Source organism: Microbacterium sp. TPD7012, assembly GCF_003075395.1.
GTDB lineage: Bacteria > Actinomycetota > Actinomycetes > Actinomycetales > Microbacteriaceae > Microbacterium.
On sequence record NZ_QDFV01000003.1, the window covers coordinates 613065 to 632793 of the forward strand.

A 19729-nucleotide genomic window follows, 5' to 3' on the forward strand; every position below is an offset into this window, starting at 1 on the left:
GCCGGGGCGAAACACGTTAGGCTTGACAGTCGAGAGTGTGCGGACCCGGGCGCATCCTGCGCCGTCGTCTGCACCAGAGTGCTTCAGCGATGAAAGAGGGCGATACAGCGTGTCGAACCAGGTGACCGGCGTCGGAGGCGACGGGGGGTTCGGAGCCAATTCCTGGCTCGTCGAAGAGCTCTACGAGCAGTTCAAGGAGAACCGCGACTCGGTCGACAAGGAGTGGTGGCCGGTTCTGGAGAAGTACCACGCGGACACCACCGGCTCCGCGGCTCCTGCGGCTGCCCCCGCGGCCCCCGCTGACACGGCCGCGCATCCCGTCACGGCACCGATCCCGGTGATCGGCTCGCAGCCGGTCGCACGGACCACCACCAAGCCGGCGGCCACGGCTCCGATCCCCGCCCAGGCGCCGAAGCCTGCGGCGAAGGAAGCCGTCGACGCCGCCGAAGAGGACAAGGTCACCCCGCTCCGCGGCCTCCCCAAGACCCTCGCGGCGAACATGGACGAGTCCCTGACCGTCCCGACCGCGACCAGCGTCCGCACCGTTCCGGCGAAGCTGATGATCGACAACCGCATCGTCATCAACAACCACATGGCCCGCACGCGTGGCGGCAAGATCAGCTTCACGCACCTCATCGGCTGGGCGCTCATCCGCACCCTCGACGAGTTCCGCAGCCAGAACGTGTTCTACGCCGAGATCGACGGCAAGCCGTCCGTCGTCGCACCGGCGCACGTGAACCTCGGCATCGCGATCGACCTGCCCAAGCCCGACGGCACGCGCGCCCTCATGGTCCCGAGCATCAAGCGCGCCGACACCCTGAGCTTCACCGAGTACCTGTCGGCGTACGAGGATCTGGTCACGCGCGCCCGCGGCAACAAGCTGACCGCCGCGGACTTCCAGGGCACCACGGTGTCGCTGACCAACCCGGGCGGCATCGGAACCGTGCACTCGGTTCCGCGTCTGATGAAGGGCCAGGGCTGCATCATCGGCGCCGGCGCCCTCGAGTACCCGGCCGAGTTCCAGGGCGCGAGCGACAAGACGCTCAACGAGCTCGCGATCGGCAAGACCATCACCCTGACCAGCACCTACGACCACCGCGTCATCCAGGGCGCCGGGTCGGGCGAGTTCCTCAAGAAGGTGCACGAGCTGCTCATCGGGCAGCGCGGCTTCTACGACGACATCTTCGCGGCGCTGCGCATCCCGTACGCGCCGATCCGCTGGAACCCCGACATCGCGGTCGACCTCGCCGAGCGCGTCGACAAGCAGTCCCGCGTGCAGGAGCTCATCAACTCCTTCCGCGTGCGCGGCCACCTGATGGCCGACATCGATCCGCTGGAGTACGTGCAGCGGTCGCACCCCGACCTCGAGATCGAGAGCCACGGGCTCACCTTCTGGGACCTGGATCGCGAGTTCGTCACCGGCGGCTTCGGGGGCCGGCGACTCGCGAAGCTGCGCGACATCCTCGGCGTGCTGCGCGACTCGTACTGCCGCACGCTCGGCATCGAGTACATGCACATCCAGGACCCGGAGCAGCGCCGCTGGTTCCAGGAGAAGGTCGAGGTCAAGTACCAGAAGCCCGGCCACGACGAGCAGCTCCGCGTCCTCCGCAAGCTCAACGAGGCCGAGGCGTTCGAGACGTTCCTGCAGACGAAGTTCGTCGGCCAGAAGCGGTTCTCGCTCGAGGGCGGCGAGTCGCTCATCCCGCTTCTCGACGAGATCCTCCAGGGCGCCGCGACGGCCGGACTCGAGGGCGCGGCGATCGGCATGGCCCACCGCGGTCGTCTGAACGTGCTCACCAACATCGCCGGCAAGACCTACGGGCAGGTGTTCCGCGAGTTCGAGGGCACGCAGACCCCGGGCAACCAGCGCGGCTCCGGCGATGTGAAGTACCACCTCGGCACCGAGGGCACCTTCGTCGCCGACGACGGCTCCGAGCTCCCCGTCTACCTCGCCGCGAACCCCTCGCACCTCGAGACGGTCGACGGAGTCCTCGAGGGCATCGTCCGCGCCAAGCAGGACCGCAAGCCCATCGGCACCTTCGCCTGGCTGCCGATCCTCGTCCACGGTGACGCGGCCTTCGCAGGCCAGGGCGTCGTGGTCGAGACGCTGCAGATGTCGCAGCTGCGCGGCTACCGCACCGGCGGCACCATCCACGTGGTCGTCAACAACCAGGTCGGCTTCACGACGTCGCCGAACGACGGTCGCACCTCGGTCTACGCGACCGATGTCGCCAAGACGATCCAGGCGCCGGTGTTCCACGTGAACGGCGACGACCCCGAGGGCGTCATCCACGTCGCCCAGCTCGCCTTCGAGTATCGCGAGCGCTTCCACCGCGACGTCGTGATCGACCTGGTCTGCTACCGCCGACGTGGTCACAACGAGGGCGACGACCCCTCGATGACGCAGCCTCTGATGACCGACCTGATCCAGGCGAAGCGCTCGGTCCGCAAGCTCTACACCGAGTCGCTCGTCGGCCGCGGTGACATCACCGAGCAGGAGTACGACGAGGCGAAGGCGGACTTCCAGAACCGCCTCGAGATCGCCTTCGCCGAGACGCACGCCGCGGAGACCGGTGCGACGCCGATCGCGCCCGATCTCCTCCCGGTCGAGGAGCAGATCGGCGCACCGGACATCACCGGCGTGCCGAACGAGGTCATCCAGCTCATCGGCGATGCGTTCGTGAACAAGCCCGAGGGCTTCACGGTGCACCCGAAGATCCAGCAGCTGCTCGACAAGCGTCTCGACATGAGCCGCAACGGCGGCATCGACTGGGGCTTCGGCGAGCTTCTCGCGTTCGGTTCGCTGCTCGTCGAGGGCACGCCCGTGCGCTTCGCTGGTCAGGATGCGCGCCGGGGCACGTTCGTGCAGCGTCACGCCACCCTGCACGACCGCGCGAACGGCCAGGAGTGGCTCCCGCTGTCGAACCTCTCCGACGCGCAGGGCCGCTTCTTCATCTACGACTCGCTCCTCAGCGAGTACGCCGCCCTCGGCTTCGAGTACGGCTATTCCGTCGAGGCTCCCGAGGCGCTCGTCCTGTGGGAGGCGCAGTTCGGAGATTTCGTCAACGGCGCCCAGTCGGTCATCGACGAGTACATCTCCGCCGCCGAGCAGAAGTGGGGACAGCAGTCCAGCGTCACGCTGCTCCTCCCCCACGGCTACGAGGGCCAGGGACCCGACCACTCGTCGGCTCGCATCGAGCGCTTCCTGCAGCTGTGCGCGCAGGACAACATGATCGTGTCCCGTCCCTCGACCCCGGCGTCGTACTTCCATCTGCTGCGTCGACAGGCCTACGCCCGTCCGCGCAAGCCGCTGATCGTCTTCACCCCGAAGGCCATGCTGCGTCTGCGCGGCGCGACCAGCCCGGTCGAGGACTTCACCCAGGGCCGTTTCGAGCCCGTGATCGACGACCACCGCGATCTCGATCGTGCCGCCGTGAAGCGCGTGCTCGTACACTCCGGCAAGGTGCACTGGGATCTCCGCGCCGACCTCGAGAAGAACCCGAACCCGGAGATCGCCCTGGTCCGGCTCGAGCAGCTGTACCCGACGCCGATCGACGAGCTCAAGGCCATCACCGACTCGTACCCGAACGCCGAGCTGGTGTGGGTGCAGGAGGAGCCGGAGAACCAGGGCGCGTGGCCGTTCCTGGCACTCGCCTTCGCCGACGTCCCCGGTGACCGCTCCTTCCGCCCTGTGGCTCGCACGGCATCCGCATCGCCGGCCACCGGATCCTCCAAGGTGCACGCCGCCGAGCAGGCGAAGCTGCTCCGCGAGGCGCTCACGCTCGGCTGAGCGCTCCCGCCGACGACGAAGGCGCCTCGACCTCACGGTCGGGGCGCCTTCTCTCGTTCCCGCTGGACGCGTCAGTACCAGATGTCGAGCGACGGCGCGGGGAACGCGATCAGCGCGCGGTCGAGGGCTTCGACAGCCGCGGCGTCCGCGGTGATGCGCCCGGCTCCGTGCAGGGACGCTGTCCGCACCCCACCGGCGTACAGGGAGGACAGCACGGAGACGTCGAGCGAGATGTCCGGCGTCGCAGTCTCCACTCGGTCGACCGTCGCGGCACCGGCGCCGTCGACGCGGAGATGCCAGTCGCCGCTCGCGAAACCGAGCGGGTCCTCGACGCGGATGACGGTGTCGAGCGGAGCCGAGTACCGGCGGGCGGAGAGCGCGACCGGCACGTCGAGGATGCGCAGCCAGCCATGGTCGTGCACGACCTGCGTCACGCCGCGCGGGTCCGCCACCAGCCACGGCAGCGGATCGTCGAGCGGACGGAGATCGGCGGTGACCTCGTCGACGAGGTCGTGCTGCAGCGCGAAGCGCCAGAGCGCCGCCACGGCGTCGGGCGTCTCGGCGACCAGGAGCCCGATGTCGAGCCGGAAGCGGAACGAGTCGCCCTTCTCGTGCACCGTGTAGGCGAGCGCGCCGCGGAGTTCGCCGGCGTCGTCGAGGAAGCGGACCCCTCGCACCTTGTCGCGGTCCTGACCCGCCGGCGATGCGCCCGAGAGGCCCTCCCACCGACCCTGCCAGCCGGGGATGCGGCCTGATACGGCGTGACGCGCACGCTCGTGCACGGTGCCGATGTCGGCGGCCAGGGCCTCGCGATCGACGTACTCGACCCGTCCGGACGGCGTCGCGCCGCCCCACCCGGCACGGCGGGTGTCGATCGTGAGATGCGCGACAGGGATCGCGGAGCCGAATCCGTACCGGCCGTAGATCGTCGCCTCGGAGACGGTGAGGCCGGCCATCGGGACTCCGGCGGAGGCCGCGGCGCGGAGTTCGCCCTCGAGCAGCGACCGGGCGATGCCGCGGCGACGATGAGTGGCGGCGACCGTCACCATGCTGATCGCCCACATGTCCAGTTCGCCACCGCCGGGGATGGTGAGCGGCGTCACCCAGGCGTTGGTCGTCGCGACCGGGAACGCAGACGCCGGTGCACCGGGCTCGTAGACCCCGATGTTGCGTCGCTCGGCGAACGTCTTCCGGTTCTGGGCGAGCGACTCCGCACTCGGCTCGGCTCCGAGGAAGCCGCGGTCGGCGGCCCGCTGGAACCCGCTCGCGCTCTCGTCGACCGTCAGATCGACGACGCGGTAGTCGAGTCCCGCGGCGCGCAGCCGTTCGGTCGAGGTCGGGTCGGCGGGCACATCACGCGCATCGATGGTCATCGATCCAGCCTACCGACGGCCCCCGACGGAGGGTCAGTGCTGAGAGGCCTGGACTTCGCGCAGACGGGCGAACACCTGATCGCGCAGCTGCTCCGGAGCCGTCTCCTTGCAGGCGCGGGCGACGACCTCGGTGAGCGTCGTGGCGACGAGAGCCTCGTCCCGGCACGATGCGCAGTTCTCGAGATGCTCCCGGATCTCGGTGTGCTCGGTCTTGCACACCTCGTTGCGGAGGTACTCCTCCAGATCCTGGCGGGCCTTGTCGCAGCCGCAGTCGCTCATTTCGTGCTCCTCGTGTCAGCCGCGGCGATGCCTCGCTCGGCGGCGTAGTCAGCCAGCAGCTCCCGCAGCATGCGCCTGCCACGGTGCAGGCGGCTCATCACGGTGCCGATGGGGGTCTTCATGATGTCGGCGATCTCCTGGTAGGCGAAGCCCTCGACATCCGCGAAGTACACCGCCAGCCGGAAGTCCTCCGGGACGGCCTGGAGGGCATCCTTCACGACGGATGCCGGCATGCGGTCGATCGCCTCGGCCTCGGCCGAACGGCCGTGCGTCGCGGTGGTCGACTCGGCGCCACCCAGCTGCCAGTCCTCGAGCTCGTCGATCGTGCCCTGGTAGGGCTCGCGCTGCCGCTTGCGATAGATGTTGATGTAGGTGTTCGTCAGGATGCGGTAGAGCCACGCCTTGAGGTTGGTGCCCTGCGAGAACGTCGCCCAGGAGCCGTACGCCTTCACGAACGTCTCCTGCACGAGGTCGGCGGCGTCGGCCGGGTTGCGCGTCATGCGCATCGCGGCGGCGTAGAGCTGATCCATGAAGGGGATCGCCTGCTCCTCGAATTCGCGCCGAGGGTCGCCGACGGTCTCTGCGGTTGCGGTGTCATCCATCACCGGCCAGTCTAGGCCGCTGATGTCCAGCGTCCCGCGTTCCAGCGTGCCCAGCATGCACTCTCCTCCTCGGCGGACGCCCGCGCCTTCACGCCGCGGGCATCCTGTTCACTAAAGTGAGAACCGATGAGCGCGAACAGGTATTCCCCCGCCCGAGTCCAGGGCGCCTATGCCGCGCCCACCGTGGACGATCCGGTACACGCCGAGCTCACCATCCCCGGGTCGAAGTCGCTGACCAATCGCGAGCTCATCATCGCCGCGATCGCCGACGGACCCGGTCGGCTGATCGCCCCGCTGCATTCCGACGATTCGGCGCGCATGGTCGACGCGCTGCGCGCGCTGGGCGTCGGCATCGAGGAGGTGGATGCCGGACACGAGTTCGGCCCCGACCTGGTCGTGACCCCCGCGAAGCTCGAGGGCGGCAAGACGGTGGACTGCGGTCAGGCCGGCACGGTGATGCGTTTCATCGCCCCGCTCGCCGGTCTCGCTGCCCACGACGTGCACCTCACCGCCCACGAGACCGCGCTGCACCGTCCGATGGGCGGATTGATCAGCGCGCTCCGCGACCTCGGCGTCGACATCGACGACGAGGGCACCTGGGCGCTGCCGTTCACGATCCGCGGTCACGGCCGCATCCGAGGCGGCCGTGTCGAGATCGACGCCTCCGCGTCGAGTCAGTTCGTCTCCGGGCTCCTGCTCGCCGCACCCCGTTTCGATGTCGGCCTGCACCTCGTGCACACCGGCGAGCACCTGCCGAGCCTCCCGCACATCGACATGACCATCGAGGCGCTGAGCCGACGCGGCATCCGCATCGAGCGTCCCGCGGTCGGCGAGTGGCTCGTCGAGGCCGGAGTCCCCCGCGCCAAGGAGATCGCGATCGAGCCCGACCTCTCCAACGCCGCGCCATTCCTGGCTGCCGCGCTCGTCACGGGCGGCGCGGTGTCGATCACCGGATGGCCGGCGCACTCCACCCAGCCAGGCGCCCTCCTTCCGGAGATCCTGCAGGCCATGGGCGCGCACGTCGGCCGCCACGGCGGCACGCTCACCGTGCGCGCCGGGTCCGGCATCCGCGGGCTCGACATGGATCTCTCCGCGGCGAGCGAGCTCACCCCCACTCTGGTGGGGCTCGCCGCCTTCGCGGACTCGCCGACGACGATCCGCGGCATCGGGCACATCCGCCTGCACGAGACCGACCGCATCGCCGCCCTCATCGGCAATCTCCGTGCCCTCGGCGGCGACGCCGAAGAGCTGACCGACGGTCTGCGCATCATCCCGGCTCCGCTGCACGGAGGCGCTTGGGCCGCGCATCACGACCACCGGATGGCCACCACCGGAGCGCTCATCGGCCTGCGCGTCCCCGGCGTCGAGATCGACGACATCGGCACCACCGCGAAGACCCTCCCGGAGTTCACGATGCTCTGGGAGCGGATGCTGCGAGGCTGACCGATGAGCTGGCTCGACGACACCGACGACCTCGACGACGACTTCGAGGACTTCGACGAGAGCAGCATCCGCACGCGCCCGAATCCGAAGGCGAATCGGCCGCGCACCAAGCGGCGGCCCGCCCATGACGACGCGCAGACCGGTCGCGTGCTCGGGGTCGACCGCGGCCGCTACACCGTGCTGCTCGACGAAGACACCGATGACGAGCACGTCATCAGCTCCGTCCGCGCGCGGGAGCTCCGCCGCATGCCGATCGTCACCGGCGACCAGGCGCGCGTGGTCGGCGACACCTCGGGAGACGAGGGCACGCTCAGCCGCATCATCGGCATCGCCGACCGCACCTCGCTGCTGCGGCGCAGCGCCGATGACACCGACCAGGTCGAGCGGGTCATCGTCGCGAACGCCGACCAGATGCTCGTGGTGGTCGCCGCTGCCGACCCCGAACCGCGCGCCCGGCTCGTCGACCGGTATCTCGTCGCGGCCCTGGATGCCGGCATCCGCCCGCTCCTCGTCGTGACCAAGACCGACATCGCCGATCCGACCGAGTTCCTCGCGCACTTCGACGGCCTCGACCTGCGCGTGTTCACCAGCGCGCTGGAGGAGATGCCGGTGGAGGAGATCGGTGCCGCGCTCGTCGGCCACTCCACCGTGTTCGTCGGACACTCCGGCGTCGGCAAGTCGACGCTCGTGAACGCCCTCGTGCCGACGGCCGAGCGGGCCACCGGGCACGTCAACCAGGTCACCGGTCGCGGCCGCCACACGTCGTCGTCGACCGTGTCCCTGAGGTATCACGGCGCGCTCGGCACCGGGTGGGTCATCGACACGCCCGGCGTGCGCTCCTTCGGCCTCGGACACGTCGACCCGGCGAACATCCTGGCGGCATTCACCGAGCTGGCCGAGATCGCCGAGAACTGCCCGCGCGGGTGCACGCACCTCGCCGACGCCCCCGACTGCGCCCTCATCGAGGCCGCGGAGAGAGGCGAGCTCAGCGAGACCGGACGCGCCCGCCTCGATTCGCTGCAGCGGCTGCTGCAGACGTTCTCCGACAAGGCCGAACAGACCCCCGGCCGATAGGGTGGACGGGTGACTCAGCGCCTCGAACCCGGAACCGCAGCCCCCGACTTCAGCCTCCTCGACCAGGACGGCACCCGCATCTCGCTCGCCGACCTGCGCGGCGAGAAGGTCGTCCTGTACTTCTACCCGGCGGCGATGACGCCCGGCTGCACGACCCAGGCGTGCGACTTCCGCGACAGCATCGGCTCTCTCCAGGGCGCCGGCTACCGCGTCATCGGGATCTCCCGCGACGAGCCCTCGACGCTGGCCGCGTTCCGCGAGCGCGACGGACTCACCTTCACCCTCCTCAGCGACCCGGACCACGCGGTCCACTCCGCCTACGGGGTGTGGGGCGAGAAGATGAACTACGGCAAGGTGATCGAGGGCGTCATCCGCTCGACCTTCGTTCTCAACGCGGACGGCGTCATCGACATCGCGCTCTACAACGTGAAGGCCACCGGCCACGTCGCCCGCATCCGCAAGCTGCTGGGTATCGACGCCTGAGACCGGGAGCGGCCTCCGGCGCTCACTCCGCTTCGCGCTGCTCGCCCTCGCGTCGCGCACTGGCGATGAGCAGGACGAAGCCGAGAAGGGCGGGGAGTCCCACGGCCAGCGTAAAGGTCCAGGAGATGGGCTGGATCGTGAGCGAGGCGAGTGCCAGCGCGACCGCGAGCACCTGGAAGACCACTCCCCCCGACCGCGCCCAGGAACGCCCGCTGCGGGTGCCGACGGCGAAGGCGATCAGGGCGGCTGCACCGATGAGCGTGAGGACGATCAGCGCGAGTGCCGTCGGGAGGGATGCCGCGTCACCTGCTCCGAGTCCGGCGAGCTCGATGACCGCGAAGACGAGCAGTGCCGCCCCCTCCGCGGCGAGAACGACAGACGCCGCGAGAGCGAGTCCGGGTGCACGCACGATGTGTCTCCTGAGAATCGAATGAGAAGGCGGAAAACCCTTGATTTCGCAGGTTTCATGTAACAGAATAGACAGCGTCATGTGCTCCCACAGCGGCGTGGGGCGGGCGTTTCGCTCGCATCACAATTCGCGGGCATCCGTCCGCATCTCAACAGGGTAACTGAACCCGAACAGTAGCCCGAATCGAGCGGTCGCGTCGCGACATCTCTTTGAAATCCACACCGAGGAGCCCCCATGGACTGGCGCGACAAAGCCGCCTGTTTGACTGTCGATCCCGAGCTGTTCTTCCCCGTCGGGAACACCGGTCCGGCCGTCGACCAGATCGAGAAGGCGAAGACCGTCTGCGCCACCTGCACGGTGACCGAGATCTGCCTGCAGTACGCCCTCGAGAGCAGCCAGGACTCGGGCGTCTGGGGCGGTCTCTCCGAAGACGAGCGCCGCGCTCTGAAGCGCCGCGCCGCCCGCGCCCGCCGCGCCTCCTGAACCTCACGGAAGCGGCCTGAGACCTCGTGTCTCAGGCCGCTTTCCTGTGCGCGGTGCGCGGGGTGATGCTCAGGGCTGCAGCCAGCGCAGCGGAATGTCGATGACCACCTCGGTGCCCTCGCCCTCGCTGCCACGCCACTCGATCGTGCCGCCGAGCTCGCCCTGGATGAGCGTGCGGATGATCTGAGTGCCGAGGCCCTGGCCGATCCGACCCTCCGGCAACCCGAGACCGGTGTCGTGCACGGTCACGCGGAGGTTGTCCTCGGTGCGGGTGGCATCGATCGTCACCAGGCCCTCCCGGCCCGCGAGTCCGTGCTCGACGGCGTTCGTGACGACCTCGGTGAGAGCCAGGGCGAGGGGCGTCGCGTACTCGCTCGGCAGCACCCCGAACCGTCCGGTCGACTGCGTGCGCGCCCGCGTGTTCGGCGCCGAGGCGACCTCGGCCACGAGCTTGAGGACGCGGTGGAAGACCTCGTCGAAATCGACCTTCTGCGTGAGCCCCTGCGCGAGCGTGTCGTGCACGACGGCGATCGAGTCCACGCGCCGCATCGCCTGCGTGAGGGCGTCGCGCGCCTCGTCGGAATGCGTGCGCCGCGCCTGGATGCGCAGCAGCGACGCCACCGTCTGGAGGTTGTTCTTCACCCGGTGATGGATCTCACGGATGGTCGCATCCTTCGTGATGAGCTCCTGCTCCTGGTGACGGAGCTCCGACACGTCGCGGCAGAGCACGATGGCCCCGATCCGGGTGCCGTGGTCCTTGAGCGGGATGGCTCGCAGCGACACGGTCACCCCTCGAGCCTCGATGTCGGTGCGCCATGGTGCGCGCCCCGTGACGACGACGGGCAGCGACTCGTCGACCTGGCGCGACGGCGGCACGAGCCGCGTCGTCACCTCGGCGAGCGACTCGCCCTCGAGCTCGTCGTCGAAGCCCATGCGGTTGAACGCCGAGAGGGCGTTCGGGCTCGCGAACGTGGTGATCCCGTCGACGTCGATGCGGATGAGACCGTCCGACGCGCGAGGCGCACCCCGCCGCGGCGACGTCGGTGCCGCGAGGTCGGGGAAGCTGCCGTCGGCGATCATCCGGAAGAGGTCGTTCGCGCACTCGTCGAACGTGATCTGCTGACGGGACGGCGTCCGCGCCTCTCCGAGGTTGGTGTGCCTGGTCACGACCCCGATGACCGTCGGCTCGGTTCCCGACCCGCGGCGCTCGCTCACGATCGGGACGGCGCGCACCCGCGTCGGCGTCTCCTCGAACCAGTCGGGTGAGGACGAGTCGACGATCGTCGCCGACTCGAAGGCTCCCTGCACCTGGGTGCGCCACTGCGGTCGCACCCTCTCCCCCACGATGTCCCGGTAGAAGAGCGTCGCCGCTCCACTGGGCCTCGCGTGGGCCACGGCGACGAACGATCCGTCCTCGGTCTGGATCCAGATGACGATGTCGGCCGACGCGAGGTCGGCGAGAAGCTGGCCGTCGCCGGCGAGCCGATGGAGCCACTCCACATCGCTGTCGGTCAGACGACCCTGGGCGTGGGCGAGATCACTGAGGGTTGACACCCCTCCAGCCTAGGGCGACATGGCTCAGAGGATGGCCAGAGAGCTCGCGCGCCACCGGCGGTCGAAGCCCTCGAGACGCACGGCGACCGCGCGGGTGCGTCCCGGACCCGCCACGACCACGACGGCCTCGATCACCCCGTCCGTCGGCTCGCACACCCGGATCGACAGGATCTCGAAGGTCGGACGCGCCGGTGGGACTCCTCGCGCGCTGCGCGCCCTCGCCGAGAGGTTCGCCCTCGTCGCGAGACTCCGGAACGCGTCTTCGCTGAACCATCGGGCGAGCTGATCGACCTCTCTGACCCCGGCGAGCACCTCGAGCGCTCCCTGCGTCAGGCTGCGGAGCAGCGGAACGGGGTCCGGCAGCTCGACGGTGGGCGTGGGCTGCGGCGCGAAGTACTCGTGAAGCGTCATCATCGGACTCTCGATCGGGGCGGACTGCGCGCCAGTAGAGCACGGGAAGTCCGTCACCGTGGGCGTCGCCCGAGAGGAATGTGGATAACTCGTACGTCGTTCCCGGACGTGGCCTACTCTCGGTCGGATGCACTGGGATCGACTGTTCGAAGATCTCGAGGGTCAGCTGGCCTCGGAGTGGGAAGCCGAGCGCGCCGCCCTCGATGCCGAGTCGGAGCGCCTGCGGATCGCGCGTCTCGAGCTGCGTGCGCGACTGCGGATGCTGTGCGCCCTCGGCGCGGAGGCCGTGATCGACCTCGCGAACGGACGGCGCCTCCCGGTGACGCTGCGCGCTCTGGGAGCGGATTGGATCGCGGTGACCTCGCGCGTCGCCGACGGCACGCAGGCCGGCCCTTCGACGCTGCTCGTCCCCGAGCACGCGATCGCCGGAATCACGCTCGATCACGGCATGATCCTCGCGAGCCTCGAGGAGCCGGCCCCTTCAGAGCACGCGCTCCGCGAGCGGATGACGCTCGGGTTCGTGCTGCGCGATCTCGCGCGCCGTCGTGTCGCGGTGCAGGTGAGCACGCTCACGGGGGAAGACGCGCACGGCACGATCGATCGCGCCGCCGCAGATCATCTCGATCTCGCGGTGCACGACAGGGGAGACGCCCGACGTGCGTCCGCGGTCCATGGGTTTCGCGTCATCCCGTTCTCGCGGCTGGTCGCGGTGCGGACGCCGGGGACTCAGATGCCGTGAGCAGACGATGTTCCCCAGACCTCGGGGAAGCTCGCGGTCTGGGACTGACGCCACAGCGCCATGCGACGAGAGGTCTCGGACTGCTCGGCCAGGTAGTCCTGCAGGCTGGCTTCCTCGACGCGCCAGCGCGGCGGCGTTCCGAGCTGCGACCCGCGCAGGCGGCCTTCGTGGACGAGGGTGATCACCTCGTCGACGCCGATGCTCAGCAGCTCGGCGACCTGCGCAGGTGCGAGGAATCGCGGAGCGGACGCGAGCGGATCTGCCATGGCCCCATTGTCCCGCACTCCCCCGTGCCCGCATCGGCCGATCCGGCCCTGTGGATAACTCGACGGGCGTCGGCCGGATTTCTGTGACGATGTCGCCATGGCTGTCCTCTCCCGTCCTCGGCGCGCATTCTGGGGCGACGTGCGCTTCCTCGTCGGCATCGCCCTGGTCGTCGTCTCCATCACGGGCGTCTGGCTCATCGTCTCCGCCGCCGACGACGCGGCGCCCGTGCTTCAGGCCGGCCGCACCATCACCGAGGGCGAAGTCCTGACGTCGGGTGACTTCCAGGTCGTCGAGATCGGGCTCGGCGCACTCGCGGACGAGTACCTCGGTCCCCAGGACCTCCAGCCGGGGCAGGTGGCATCCCGAACGCTGGAGAGAGGCGAGATCGTGCCCATCTCGGCGACGGCCGATGCCGCCGAGAGTCGCAGCACCACCATCGTGATCGAGAGCAGCACGGGCATCCCCGACGACGTGGAGAGCGGAGCGGTGGTCGAGGTATGGCAGGCGCCTCGGCTCGAGGACGGGCGCTCGTTCGATGCTCCGCGCATCCTCGTCGCCGAGGCGAGCGTCCGCGAGGTGCTCGAGGACGACACCATGCTCGCCGACGCGGGCACCCGGGTCGAGATCGTGATCGCCCGCTCCGATGTCGCGGATGTCCTCGCCGCCGTCACGGGAGGCTCCTCGCTCTCGGTCGTCCCGATCCGGTCCGTACGATGACGTCGGTGATCCTCGCCATCCCTGAGCCGCGGGCCGCCGCACTCGCCGCAGAGCTCGATGCAGAGGAGATCCGCGTCGCCGCGATCGTGCCCCCGACCGCGGCGATCGATCTGCTGCCCGGCGTCGAAGCCATCGTGGTCCCCGCCACACGTGCGGTGCTGACCGCGAGCCTGATCGCCGCCTGCGATCGCGCCGGCGTGCGCATCCTCGCGCTCGGAGGCACGGAGACCCGCCTCCTCGGCCGACTCGGACTCGCCGCGGCGCTTCCGGCGGACGCCGCCGGATGGGAGGTCGCCGCAGCTCTGGCGGCGGAGACGCCTCGCCCGGCCCGTGTCCCCGACGCTGCTCCGCGTCGCGTCATCGCCGTGTGGGGCCCGCAGGGCGCACCGGGGCGATCGACCGTCGCGATCCAGCTCGCGGTCGAACTCTCCCGTGCCGGTCGCACCACCGCGCTCGTCGACGCGGACTCGACGGCGCCCTCCCTCGCCCTGCTGCTCGGGCTCAGCGACGAGTCTCCCGGAATCGCGGCTGCGTGTCGGCGCGCCGAGCTCGGCGGTCTCGATGCGACGGAGCTGACGCGTCTGGCGACCACGATCTCCACCAGCGCCGGCGAGCTCGAGGTCCTGCCGGGACTCAACCGTCCGAGTCGCTGGCCGGAGCTCTCAGCGGCGCGTCTCGGCGCCGCCCTGCGCGCCTGCCGCGAGTGGGTCGACGAGACGGTCGTCGACGTCGCGGCGTCCTTCGACGCCGACGACGAGGTGACCAGCGATCTGGCAGGCCCGCGTCGCCACGCCGCCACGTCGACGGCGCTGCAGGAGGCCGACCTCATCGTCGCGGTCGCGTCGGCCGACCCGGTCGGGATCAGCCGATTCCTGCGCGACCATGCCGAGCTCCGACGCCTGGTGTCACCGACGCCCGTGACCGTCGTCGTGAACCAGATCCGCCCGGGGCCTCTGGGCCTCGACGCACGCGGTCAGGTGCGACGCACCCTCGAGCGGTTCGCCGGCATCACCGATCTGGAGTTCCTGCCTTTCGATCGACGCGCCGCCGACGCCGCCCTCCTGCACGCAAGGCCCCTCTGCGACGTCACACCACGATCCGCGCTCGTCGCCGCGGTGCGCCGGCTCGCAGTCTCTCTCGCGGGAGAAGGCCGGGGACCGGCTACTGCCGGTAGCTCGCGAGGAAGTTCCCCAGTCGCTCGACGGCTTCGCTCAGCACTCGCGGCTCGGGCAGAGTGACCAGGCGCAGGTGATCCGGCGTCGGCCAGTTGAATCCCGTGCCCTGCACCAGCAGGATGTGCTCCGAGACGAGCAGATCGTAGACGAGCTTCGCGTCGTCGCGGATCTCGTGGACGTTCGGGTCGAGTCGCGGGAAGGCGTACAGCGCCCCCTCCGGCTTGACGCACGAGACACCAGGGATGGCTTCCAAGCCCTCCCAGGCGATGTCGCGCTGCTCATGCAGGCGCCCGGTCGGCGCGATCAGCGCATCGATCGACTGCACTCCGGAGAGAGCCGCCTGCACGGCGTGCTGCGCAGGGACGTTCGGGCACAGCCGGGTCGACGCCAGCAGCGTGATCCCCTCGAGGAAGCCCTTGGCGTGATCCTGCGGCCCCGTGATCACCATCCAGCCCGAGCGGTAGCCGGCGACGCGGTAGGTCTTGGAGAGTCCGTTGAACGTCAGGCAGAGCAGATCGGGGGCGAGCGTCGCCGTCGGGATGTGCACGGCGCCGTCGAACAGGATGCGGTCGTAGATCTCGTCGGAGAGCAGCAGCAGCTGGTGCTCCCGCGCGATCTGCACGAGCCCCTCGAGGATCTCGCGGGAGTAGACGACACCGGTGGGGTTGTTGGGATTGATGATGACCATCGCCTTGGTGCGCGGCGTGATCTTCGAGCGGATGTCCTCGAGGTCGGGCTGCCAGCCGTCGTCCTCGTCGCACAGGTAGTGCACGGGCGTGCCGCCGGCGAGGCTCGTCATGGCCGTCCACAGCGGGTAGTCGGGCGCGGGGATGAGCACCTCGTCGCCCTCGTCGAGCAGCGCCTGCATCGTCATCGTGATCAGCTCGGACACGCCGTTGCCGAGGTAGACGTCGTCCGGATCGAATCGCGGGAAGCCCTCGATCTGCTCGTAGCGGCTGACGACGGCGCGGCGGGCCGAGATGATGCCCTTGCTGTCGCTGTAGCCGTGCGCCGTGGGAAGAGCCGCAAGCATGTCGTGCACGATCTGGTGCGGAGCGTCGAAGCCGAAGATCGCCGGATTGCCGGTGTTCAGCTTGAGGATCTTGTGCCCCTCGGCCTCCAGCCGCGCCGCCTCGACGAGCGCGTTTCCGCGGATCTCGTACAGGACGTTCTTGAGCTTCGACGACTGGTCGAAGTTGCGCGTTGGGGTCATCGACCAAGCCTACAGCGACGAAGAGAGGGCCAATCCACACGGAATGGCCCTCTCTTCGTCGCTACGGCGGACCGCGCTACTTCTTCTTCTTCTTCTCCTGCGCACGACGCTGCTCGCGGTTGCCCGCTGCCGGAGCGGCGGCATCCGTCCTCTGGCCGAAGGCACCGCGCGGTGCCTCCTCCGTCTCCTCCTGCGGAGCCTGGGCGCGTGCTGCCGCCGCCTGGCGGAGACGCTCGGTGGCGGCCTGCTGCACCTGGCCGCGGTCGTTGCGGACCTCGACCTCGCCGGCGTCGTTCGCGGCCGAGTACTCCAGACGCTGCTCGCCGCCGTCGGTCGCGAGGCCCTTGGCCTCGACCTCTGCGGTCTGCGAGTCCGCACGACGGACCTCGACCTCGAGGTTGTAGAGGTAGCCGACGGACTCCTCCTTGATCTGCCCCATCATCGACTGGAACATCGCGTAACCCTCGCGCTGATACTCGATCAGCGGGTCGCGCTGCGCCATCGCACGAAGGCCGATGCCGTCCTTGAGGTAGTCCATCTCGTACAGGTGGTCGCGCCAGCGGCGGTCCAGCACCTGCAGCACGACGCGACGCTCGAGCTCGCGGGTCGCGGCCTCGCCGAGCGACTCCTCGCGCTTCTCGTAGGCGATCTTCGCGTCGGAGAGCAGCTCGCGGGTGAGTCCGTCCGCGGTGATGCCGCCCTTGCGGCCCGCCGCCTCCGACACGACCTCGTCGATCGTGACGCCGACCGGGTAGAGCGTCTTCAGCTCGGTCCACAGGGCGTCGAAGTCCCAGCTCTCGTTGTGCCCCTCGCCGGTGTGGTCTCCCACGACTCCGCCGATGGCGTCCTCGATGAAGTGCTGCACGCGGCCGGCGATGTCGTCGCCCTGCAGGATGTGGCGGCGGTCGGCGTAGATCGCTTCGCGCTGGCGGTTCAGGACGTCGTCGTACTTGAGGACGTTCTTGCGCATCTCGGCGTTGCGGGACTCGACCTGGGACTGCGCGCTGCGGATCGCCCGCGAGACGAGACCCGACTCGATCGGCACGTCGTCCGGGAAGTTCGTACGCGACAGGATCGCCTCGGCCGCACCCGACTGGAACAGGCGCATCAGGTCGTCGGTGAGGCTCAGGTAGAAGCGGCTCTCACCGGGGTCGCCCTGACGTCCGGAGCGCCCGCGGAGCTGGTTGTCGATGCGACGGGACTCGTGACGCTCGGTTCCGAGCACGTAGAGTCCGCCGGCCTCGATGACCTTCTCGGACTCCTCCGCGACGACATCCTTCATCGCCTGGTAGGTCTCGTCCCAGGCGACCTCGTACTCCTCGGGCGTCTCTACGGGGTCGAGCCCCTTGCCCTTGAGCTCCTGCACGGCGAGGAACTCGGCGTTGCCGCCGAGCATGATGTCGGTTCCACGACCGGCCATGTTGGTGGCGACGGTCACGGCGCCGAGGCGACCGGCGCGGGCCACGATCTCGGCCTCGCGCGCGTGGTTCTTCGCGTTGAGCACCTCGTGCTTGATGCCCTTCTTGGCGAGGAGGCGCGAGAGGTACTCGCTCTTCTCGACGCTCACCGTGCCGACCAGGACCGGCTGGCCGCTGTTGTGGCGCTCCGCGATGTCCTCGACGACCTGGGTGAACTTCGCCGTCTCGTTCTTGTAGACGAGGTCGGACTGGTCCTTGCGGATCATCGGCCGGTTGGTCGGGATCGGGATGACGCCGAGCTTGTAGGTCGACATGAACTCGGCGGCCTCGGTCTCGGCCGTTCCCGTCATGCCGGCGAGCTTGTCGTAGAGACGGAAGTAGTTCTGCAGCGTCACGGTGGCGAGGGTCTGGTTCTCGGCCTTGACCGGAACGCCCTCCTTGGCCTCGATCGCCTGGTGGATGCCCTCGTTGTAGCGACGACCGACCAGGATGCGGCCGGTGTGCTCGTCGACGATCATGACCTCGTCGTTCATGACGACGTAGTCGGTGTCCTTCTTGAAGAGGGCGAGCGCCTTGATCGAGTTGTTGAGGAACGAGATCAACGGGGTGTTCGCGGACTCGTACAGGTTCTCGATGCCGAGATAGTCCTCGACCTTCTCGATGCCGGGCTCGAGCACGCCGACCGTGCGCTTCTTCTCGTCGACCTCGTAGTCCTCGCCGGCCTCGAGCGTGCGCGCGATCTTGGCGAACTCGGCGAACCAGCGGTTGGCCTCGCCCGACGAGGGACCGGAGATGATCAGCGGGGTGCGGGCCTCGTCGATGAGGATCGAGTCCACCTCGTCGACGATCGCGAAGAAGTGCTCGCGCTGGACGAGGTCCTCCTTGCGCCACGCCATGTTGTCGCGCAGGTAGTCGAAGCCGAACTCGTTGTTCGTGCCGTAGGTGATGTCCGCGGCGTACTGCTCGCGGCGGACGGCCGGGGTCTGCCCGGAGACGATGATGCCGGTGGTCATGCCGAGGGCACGGAACACACGGCCCATCAGCTCCGCCTGGTAGCTCGCGAGGAAGTCGTTCACCGTGATGATGTGGACGCCCTTGCCGGCGATCGCGTTGAGGTAGGCCGGGAACGTCGCGACGAGGGTCTTGCCCTCACCGGTCTTCATCTCGGCGATGTTGCCGAGGTGCAGGGCGGCTCCACCCATGATCTGCACGTCGTAGGCGCGCATGCCGAGCGTGCGCTTGGCCGCCTCGCGCACAGCGGCGAACGCCTCGGGCATCAGCTGATCGAGCGTCTCGCCCTTCTCGAAGCGGGCGCGGAGCTCGGTCGTCTCGTTCCGCAGCTCGTCGTCGGTGAGCTTGGAGATGTCCTCTTCCAGCGCCCCCACTGCCTTGACCACCTGGTTCAGGCGACGGATGACCCGCCCCTCACCAGCACGCAGCAGCTTCTCAAGAGGATTGGCCACGGATGTCATCTCCCTGTCAGTGGGTAAATCGCCGGCCACCGGAAGGCGGTCGCCAGGCATACTTTGCCATGTTACCGGGCTGTGACCTGCACGTCGCCTGCAAGCGCGGTCTGCGCGCCGGTCCGGATGGTTGCCCGGTATCCATATACTCGGTATCGCGTTCGACAACACGCGGTCGGGAGATCACCATGTCGGTCCGTCAGAGCCTGCTCGCCATCCTCGATCAGGGTCCGTGCTACGGCTATCAGCTGCGACACGAGTTCGACCGTCGCACCGGTTCGACGTGGCCCCTCAACGTGGGCCAGATCTACAACACGCTCGAACGGCTCGAGCGCGACGGACTCGTGCAGCGCGGCGACACCGACGAGCACGGCCACGTCTACTGGCAGATCACGGATGCCGGATCGGCCGAGGTCGCGCAGTGGCTCTCCTCCCCCGTGGTCCGGACGCCGGCGACCCGCGACGAGCTGGCGATCAAGCTCGCGGTCGCCGCGACCCTGCCGGGAGTCGACGTGGCCGCCGCCCTCCAGGCGCAGCGCGAGGCCTCGCTGCGGCAGCTGCACGCGCTCCGGCACACGCCCCGCCCCGAGATCGCATCCGACGGCCCCGAGGATCTGGCCTGGTCCCTCGTGCGGGACTCGATGATCTTCGCCGCCGAGGCCGAGCTGCGCTGGCTCGATCACGCCGGAGAACTGCTCGCACAGCATCCGCAGCATGCGATGGCTCTGGAGCTGGCCACCGAACGACCCAAGCGCGGCCGACCCGCGACCCGCACTCCTGCGATCGCCTGACGCCGTCAGCGAACCCCGTTCGCCCGGAGCGGATGCTCAGCCACC

18 protein-coding genes are annotated in these 19729 nt (G+C 69.3%); 9 read left to right on the forward strand and 9 right to left on the reverse strand.

Going from position 1 to position 19729, the window contains the following annotated elements:
• Positions 1 to 109 precede the first annotated feature (109 nt).
• The gene (locus DC434_RS11130; protein ID WP_116635329.1) at positions 110 to 3790 is read left to right on the forward strand and encodes a multifunctional oxoglutarate decarboxylase/oxoglutarate dehydrogenase thiamine pyrophosphate-binding subunit/dihydrolipoyllysine-residue succinyltransferase subunit; all 3681 of its coding nucleotides are present in this window, start codon (positions 110 to 112) and stop codon (positions 3788 to 3790) included.
• A gap of 71 nt (positions 3791 to 3861) precedes the next feature.
• On the opposite strand, the gene DC434_RS11135 is transcribed toward DC434_RS11130, so the two are convergent.
• The 3 genes from DC434_RS11135 to DC434_RS11145 are packed head-to-tail and all read right to left on the reverse strand — an operon-like array spanning position 3862 to position 6044.
• Complete coding sequence (locus DC434_RS11135) at positions 3862 to 5163, reverse strand: GNAT family N-acetyltransferase (RefSeq protein ID WP_116635330.1); 1302 nt, start codon at positions 5161 to 5163, stop codon at positions 3862 to 3864.
• A 33-nt stretch (positions 5164 to 5196) separates the two neighbouring features.
• Positions 5197 to 5442 (reverse strand): zf-HC2 domain-containing protein, encoded by a 246-nt coding sequence (locus DC434_RS11140; protein ID WP_116635331.1) that lies wholly within the window; start codon positions 5440 to 5442, stop codon positions 5197 to 5199.
• A complete protein-coding gene (locus DC434_RS11145) occupies positions 5439 to 6044 on the reverse strand; it encodes a sigma-70 family RNA polymerase sigma factor (protein WP_243408894.1) in 606 nt (201 codons plus the stop codon). Before DC434_RS11145 ends, DC434_RS11140 begins: the two co-directional genes overlap by 4 nt.
• Before the next feature lie 126 nt (positions 6045 to 6170).
• Here DC434_RS11145 and aroA point away from each other — a divergent pair, with 126 nt between their 5' ends.
• Genes aroA through bcp form a run of 3 tightly spaced genes read left to right on the forward strand, consistent with a single transcriptional unit; the run spans position 6171 to position 9044 of the window.
• A complete protein-coding gene (aroA, locus tag DC434_RS11150) occupies positions 6171 to 7487 on the forward strand; it encodes a 3-phosphoshikimate 1-carboxyvinyltransferase (RefSeq protein WP_116635333.1) in 1317 nt (438 codons plus the stop codon).
• A gap of 3 nt (positions 7488 to 7490) precedes the next feature.
• Positions 7491 to 8561, forward strand: coding sequence for a ribosome small subunit-dependent GTPase A (gene rsgA / locus DC434_RS11155; protein ID WP_116635334.1), 1071 nt, complete (start codon positions 7491 to 7493; stop codon positions 8559 to 8561).
• A gap of 9 nt (positions 8562 to 8570) precedes the next feature.
• A complete protein-coding gene (gene bcp, locus DC434_RS11160) occupies positions 8571 to 9044 on the forward strand; it encodes a thioredoxin-dependent thiol peroxidase (RefSeq protein WP_116635335.1) in 474 nt (157 codons plus the stop codon).
• Positions 9045 to 9066: 22 nt separating this feature from the next.
• On the opposite strand, the gene DC434_RS11165 is transcribed toward bcp, so the two are convergent.
• On the reverse strand, positions 9067 to 9453 hold the full coding sequence (locus DC434_RS11165) for a hypothetical protein (protein WP_116635336.1): 387 nt from the start codon (positions 9451 to 9453) through the stop codon (positions 9067 to 9069).
• Between the two features lie 234 nt (positions 9454 to 9687).
• Between DC434_RS11165 and DC434_RS11170 the strand changes: the two genes are divergently transcribed.
• Positions 9688 to 9936, forward strand: a complete 249-nt coding sequence (locus tag DC434_RS11170; RefSeq protein WP_028503730.1) for a WhiB family transcriptional regulator — start codon at positions 9688 to 9690, stop codon at positions 9934 to 9936.
• Positions 9937 to 10005: 69 nt separating this feature from the next.
• Here the strand turns inward: DC434_RS11170 and DC434_RS11175 are convergent, their stop codons facing one another.
• Positions 10006 to 11490, reverse strand: a complete 1485-nt coding sequence (locus DC434_RS11175) for a PAS domain-containing sensor histidine kinase (protein ID WP_116635337.1) — start codon at positions 11488 to 11490, stop codon at positions 10006 to 10008.
• Positions 11491 to 11514: 24 nt separating this feature from the next.
• Entirely contained in the window at positions 11515 to 11901 is a 387-nt protein-coding gene (locus DC434_RS11180; RefSeq protein WP_116635431.1) for an Rv3235 family protein, read from the reverse strand.
• A 127-nt stretch (positions 11902 to 12028) separates the two neighbouring features.
• Between DC434_RS11180 and DC434_RS11185 the strand changes: the two genes are divergently transcribed.
• Complete coding sequence (locus DC434_RS11185) at positions 12029 to 12640, forward strand: hypothetical protein (RefSeq protein WP_116635338.1); 612 nt, start codon at positions 12029 to 12031, stop codon at positions 12638 to 12640.
• Here the strand turns inward: DC434_RS11185 and DC434_RS11190 are convergent.
• Positions 12628 to 12906, reverse strand: a complete 279-nt coding sequence (locus DC434_RS11190; RefSeq protein ID WP_116635339.1) for a helix-turn-helix domain-containing protein — start codon at positions 12904 to 12906, stop codon at positions 12628 to 12630. The two genes, DC434_RS11185 and DC434_RS11190, sit on opposite strands and share 13 nt — an antisense overlap.
• Positions 12907 to 13003: 97 nt before the next feature.
• On the opposite strand from DC434_RS11190, the gene DC434_RS11195 reads away from it, so the two are divergent.
• Together DC434_RS11195 and DC434_RS11200 are read left to right on the forward strand one after the other, a co-directional pair.
• Positions 13004 to 13624 carry an SAF domain-containing protein gene (locus DC434_RS11195; RefSeq protein WP_116635340.1) on the forward strand — a complete coding sequence of 207 codons (621 nt, stop codon included), beginning with the start codon at positions 13004 to 13006 and terminating at the stop codon, positions 13622 to 13624.
• A 5-nt stretch (positions 13625 to 13629) separates the two neighbouring features.
• Entirely contained in the window at positions 13630 to 14862 is a 1233-nt protein-coding gene (locus tag DC434_RS11200) for a P-loop NTPase (protein ID WP_165808053.1), read from the forward strand.
• Here the strand turns inward: DC434_RS11200 and DC434_RS11205 are convergent.
• Together DC434_RS11205 and secA are read right to left on the reverse strand one after the other, a co-directional pair.
• Positions 14786 to 16012: a pyridoxal phosphate-dependent aminotransferase gene (locus tag DC434_RS11205; RefSeq protein WP_116635342.1), complete on the reverse strand. Its 1227-nt coding sequence runs from the start codon at positions 16010 to 16012 to the stop codon at positions 14786 to 14788. The two genes, DC434_RS11200 and DC434_RS11205, sit on opposite strands and share 77 nt — an antisense overlap.
• Positions 16013 to 16088: 76 nt before the next feature.
• The gene (gene secA / locus DC434_RS11210) at positions 16089 to 18893 is read right to left on the reverse strand and encodes a preprotein translocase subunit SecA (protein ID WP_116635432.1); all 2805 of its coding nucleotides are present in this window, start codon (positions 18891 to 18893) and stop codon (positions 16089 to 16091) included.
• A 188-nt stretch (positions 18894 to 19081) separates the two neighbouring features.
• Here secA and DC434_RS11215 point away from each other — a divergent pair, with 188 nt between their 5' ends.
• Positions 19082 to 19684: a PadR family transcriptional regulator gene (locus tag DC434_RS11215; RefSeq protein WP_116635343.1), complete on the forward strand. Its 603-nt coding sequence runs from the start codon at positions 19082 to 19084 to the stop codon at positions 19682 to 19684.
• Positions 19685 to 19729 lie beyond the last annotated feature (45 nt).